The organism is Pseudomonas sp. NS1(2017) (assembly GCF_002269425.1).
Lineage (GTDB): Bacteria > Pseudomonadota > Gammaproteobacteria > Pseudomonadales > Pseudomonadaceae > Aquipseudomonas > Aquipseudomonas reactans.
The window spans coordinates 6463230-6467395 of the sequence record NZ_CP022960.1; the positions used below are offsets into that span (position 1 = coordinate 6463230).

The 4166-nt window shown below is 58.2% G+C and carries 4 protein-coding genes and 1 pseudogene; 3 read left to right on the top strand and 2 right to left on the bottom strand.

The window, feature by feature from the left end; all coding sequences use genetic code 11:
• Positions 1–129: 129 nt before the first annotated feature.
• Together CI807_RS30030 and CI807_RS30035 are read left to right on the top strand one after the other, a co-directional pair.
• Positions 130–294, top strand: a pseudogene (locus CI807_RS30030) (HNH endonuclease); the annotation flags it as partial.
• 72 nt (positions 295–366) lie between these two features.
• On the top strand, positions 367–1008 hold the full coding sequence (locus CI807_RS30035; RefSeq protein WP_095017327.1) for an HAD-IB family hydrolase: 642 nt from the start codon (positions 367–369) through the stop codon (positions 1006–1008).
• A 124-nt stretch (positions 1009–1132) separates the two neighbouring features.
• On the opposite strand, the gene CI807_RS30040 is transcribed toward CI807_RS30035, so the two are convergent.
• Together CI807_RS30040 and CI807_RS30045 are read right to left on the bottom strand one after the other, a co-directional pair.
• The gene (locus CI807_RS30040) at positions 1133–1357 is read right to left on the bottom strand and encodes a hypothetical protein (protein WP_095017328.1); all 225 of its coding nucleotides are present in this window, start codon (positions 1355–1357) and stop codon (positions 1133–1135) included.
• 188 nt (positions 1358–1545) lie between these two features.
• A complete protein-coding gene (locus tag CI807_RS30045) occupies positions 1546–2505 on the bottom strand; it encodes a LysR family transcriptional regulator (RefSeq protein ID WP_095017329.1) in 960 nt (319 codons plus the stop codon).
• Positions 2506–2698: 193 nt separating this feature from the next.
• Between CI807_RS30045 and argH the strand changes: the two genes are divergently transcribed.
• Positions 2699–4126, top strand: coding sequence for an argininosuccinate lyase (gene argH / locus CI807_RS30050; RefSeq protein WP_095017330.1), 1428 nt, complete (start codon positions 2699–2701; stop codon positions 4124–4126).
• The last annotated feature ends 40 nt before the right edge of the window (positions 4127–4166 follow it).

A 4166-nucleotide genomic window follows, 5' to 3' on the forward strand; every position in this document is an offset into this window, starting at 1 on the left:
CTTCTTCGAAACCCGTGTGATCGAGTACCAGACTGGCGGCGCGCTGAGCTGGGATTGATTCCTGAGCCAAGTAACCCCATAAAGCCCTGACACGTTCAGGGCTTTTTTATGCCCGGTGAATGGCTACTTCTTGAAGCACATCAAACTGACCACCTCGCCCAGAAGGGTTCGGATCGCATCACCAATGCTGTAGCCTTGTGCCCCAATTGCCATCAGCGCTGTCACCGGTCGAGTGACCGGAATGCTTTCACCGAAGGGCTTTACGCCAGGATCGGAAGATTGGCACCGGAGTAAACTCCCGCTGTCACACCTGATGCGCACTCAAAAAATACCAGATAGGACCGAGGCCAACCCGTGAACCCAGACATGCTCGAAGCCGGCCCCGCTGACGCCAAAGTACTCTCCGTCTTTGACTTCGACGGCACCCTGACCCACCACGACAGTTTCGTGCCCTTCCTCAAGTTTGCCTTTGGCCCCGGTGAGTTCTATGGCCGGATGGTCAAGCTGGCGGTGCCGGGGCTGCGCTTTTTGGTGCGGCAGATCAGCCGGGATGAGTTGAAGGCGCAGTTGATCCGCACCTTTATGACCGGGGTGGAGAAGGCGTGGGTGCAGCAGAAGGCCGAGGAGTATTGCCAGAAGACCTGGGCACGCCTGATGCGGCCGACGGGGGTGTTGTCGGTGGAGCAGGAGTTGGGCTCCGGTGCGGAGGTCACGCTGTGTTCGGCGTCGCCGGCGTTGGTGTTGCAGCCGTTTGCGAATCGGCTGGGGATCAAGTTGATCGGGACGGAGCTTGAGGTGGTGGACGGGGTGTTGACCGGCAAGCTCACTGGGAACAACTGCCGTTGTGAAAACAAGGTGCTGCGGCTTGAGGCGGTGTATGGGGATTTGGGCGAGTATCGGCTGCGGGCCTGGGGCGATACGCGTGGGGATCGGGAGTTGTTGGCGGCGGCGCAGGATGCGCATTTTCGGCATTTTCATGTGAAGAAGAAGCGCAAGCAGCTGCGGTAGTCGCGCACTAGCATGGGGTGCTAGGGGTTGAGAGATTGAATTACGTTGCCCCGAAATCTCGTTTTCATTAAGCCCAAACTGGAAGATTGGGCTTTTTTATACGCGCTCTGCGTCGATACCTAACTCAATTCTTTCGGACGGTTTCTGTCTCAGCCTCGTTGATCAGATCGTCGAGGGGCACATGAATGGGCGTTTCACTGCCGTCGAGCCGTTCCTGACCTATCTGATTCAATTCCAGAACCTCCAATCGGTCATCCTCAGACATAAAGTCGTCAGACACTGATTCGCCATGGAGAAAATAGCTGTCCCAGGTGCTTCTTGCTGGGGGGCTGTTTTTTGTTTGAGTCATGGGCATCCCACCTTTGGGTTAGCTGGTGACAATACAAGTCAGGTCGTTTGTTGCCCAGCCGAAAAATGTATCGATGCGGATGGCAGGCTCGACAGGGAAACCGAGTCGATCCCTTCGTAGCCTCGCTGGGGCTCGACAACTCCCACATTTGATCCTTGTCAGCCCGTTAATCGGTGTTCAACGGGTGTTTATGTCGTGGCTTTGAGGTCCACGCCCAGCGCTGTGGCGAAGGCTTTTACCATCGGGCTGCGCGGGGCGTTGTGGCGCAGGATGAGGTTGAAGGCGGTGCTCAGGTGAACGTGCTCCGGGCACAGTGCGCGCAGGCGCCCCTCTCTCACCAAGGGCATGGCGTAGTGTTCGGGCAAGAAGCCGAGGAAACGGCCAGTAAGGATCAGGATCGCGACGGCTTCGACTTGTGAGGCCGAGGCGGACTGGCTGTCGTAGTTGACGAAGTTGGCCTTGTCGCGATGGATCGCATACCGGTGGTTCACTACTTCGTATTGGCGCAGCACGTCGGGCGTGATGCCGCTGGCGTTGAACAGCGGATGTCCTACGGCACAATAGGCGTGGGCCTTTTCTTCATACAGCGGGAAATAGTCGAACTCTTCACGGCGTTGATACACGGGCACGATGCCGACAATCAGCCGCCCTTCCACCACGCCACGTTCAACTTCATCCAATTGCGAGGCATGTAAGCGCAATCTAATCTTGGGTGATTCGCTGTGTAATTTTCCCAATGCGGCAATCAGCGGGGAATTAACGTCGGACACGGTGTTATCAATAACGCCCACACTAAGGTCGCCAATAAGCTCGTTTTGCGCCGAACTAAGCTTGTCGCGAAAACTGTCCACCGAGGTAAATAACTCGATGGACGCCTGATACACCAACTTGCCTTCTTCGGTCAGCCCGAAGCCTTCCCGCCCCCGTGTACACAGGCGCATGCCGATGCGGATTTCCAGGTCGGAGATCTGTTTACTGATCGCCGCCAGGCCTACGTTCAGCTCGTTTTGCGCGGCACTGAAGCCGCCCGCTTCGACCACGGCCATGAACACGCGCAGCAATTTGAAGTCCAGGCCGCTCAGTTGCAGGGGCGGTCTTGAGCCGGGTTTTGGCGGTAGGTTTCCAGAAGTGGAAAGTGGGGTTTCCATAATACGCGTTGACCTCAAGTGCCATATTCAACAGGCTTCAACCCAATCCTTGAACATAGCCAGGCGGCGATAATGAACATAAACATCCGCCCTTGGCAACCTTGAATACGGCGCGTCAGACGCTGGTTCAGTCTAGTTGAAAACTTACTTTTACTGCCTCCGACTCTTCTAAAAACAAGCGTGAGGAATACCCATGTCCCAACCCACCGACCGCCTTTGGGGCGCTCGTTTCAAGACCGGTCCGTCTGCTGCATTGGCCGCATTGTCCCGTTGCCCTGAGCGCTATTTCCGCCTGACGCCCTACGACCTGGCCGGCTCGCGTGCCCATGCCCGTGAGTTGCAGCGCGCGGGCCTGCTGGATGAGTCGGAAACCCTGCGCACCCTGGCGGCTCTGGACGAGATCGGTGCGGATTTCGCCGCCAGTAACCTGCATCCGACCCAGGATGACGAGGACGTACACACCTTCATCGAACGCGTATTGACCGAGCGCCTTGGCGCCCTGGGCGGCAAATTGCGCGCCGGGCGTTCGCGTAACGATCAGACCGCCAATGACCTGCGCCTTTTCCTACGGGACCATGCGCGCACCATCACCACTGAAGTGCTGGGTTTGCAGCAGGCGCTGGTGGATCAGGCCGAGCAGCATATCGAGAGCATCTGTCCCGGCTTTACCCATTTGCAGCAGGCGCAACCGATTGTGTTCGCTCACCACTTGCTGGCCCACGCGCAGTCGATGTTGAGGGATGTGCAACGTCTGGTGGATTGGGATGCGCGCACGGCCTTGTCGCCTTTGGGCGCTGCCGCGATGGCAGGTTCTGCGATTGCCCGTCAGCCGGAACATTCCGCCAAGGAAATGGGCTACACCGGGCCGTGCGAAAACTCCATCGACGCCGTCGCCAGCCGTGACCATGTGGCGGAGTTCCTGTTTGTGGCGGGCATGCTCGGAGTGAATATTTCGCGCTTGTCCGAAGAGTTTTGCCTGTGGTCTTCGCGGCAATTTCGCTGGGTAGTGCTGGACGATGCCTACGCCACTGGTAGCTCGATCATGCCGCAGAAGAAGAACCCGGACATTGCCGAATTGGCGCGGGGCAAGGCTGGGCGGTTGATTGGCAACCTGACGGGGTTGATGTCGACACTCAAGTCGTTGCCGCTGTCGTACAACCGTGATTTGAGTGAAGACAAGCACAGCGTGTTGGACAGTGTGGATACCTTGTTGCTGGTGTTACCGGCGATGGCGGGAATGGTTGCGACCATGAAGGTGCAGGTGCAAGAGCTGCGGCGTCAGGCGCCGATGGGCTTTACCCTGGCGACTGAGGTGGCGGATTGGTTGGCCACCCGTGGTGTGCCGTTTAAAGAGGCCCACGAGATTACCGGCGCGTTGGTGCAGGCCTGTGAGAAGCATGAGATTGAGTTGTGGGAAGCCTCGCCGGCGATGTTGGCGGAGGTGGATGCTCGGTTGACGCCTGAGGTGCGGGACTGCTTGACACTGGAGGCGGCGATTACGGCGCGCAGTGGGTGGGGTGGGACGGCGCCGGAGCGGGTTCGGGAGCAGATTGGGCGGTTGAAGTCCGCATTAGCGGCTCAACAGCAGTGGGCCGATGACTACACCGGTTTCAGAATTTGAACAGCTTCCCCCTGTAGGAGCGAGCTTGCTCGCGAAGAAC

What these genes read in the sequence shown, in the direction of transcription:
- CI807_RS30035 (WP_095017327.1), top strand. Translation starts at nt 367, where the DNA reads ATGCTCGAAGCCGGCCCCGCTGACGCCAAAGTACTCTCCGTCTTTGAC.
- CI807_RS30040 (WP_095017328.1), bottom strand. Translation starts at nt 1,357, where the DNA reads ATGACTCAAACAAAAAACAGCCCCCCAGCAAGAAGCACCTGGGACAGC.
- CI807_RS30045 (WP_095017329.1), bottom strand. Translation starts at nt 2,505, where the DNA reads ATGGAAACCCCACTTTCCACTTCTGGAAACCTACCGCCAAAACCCGGC.
- argH (WP_095017330.1), top strand. Translation starts at nt 2,699, where the DNA reads ATGTCCCAACCCACCGACCGCCTTTGGGGCGCTCGTTTCAAGACCGGT.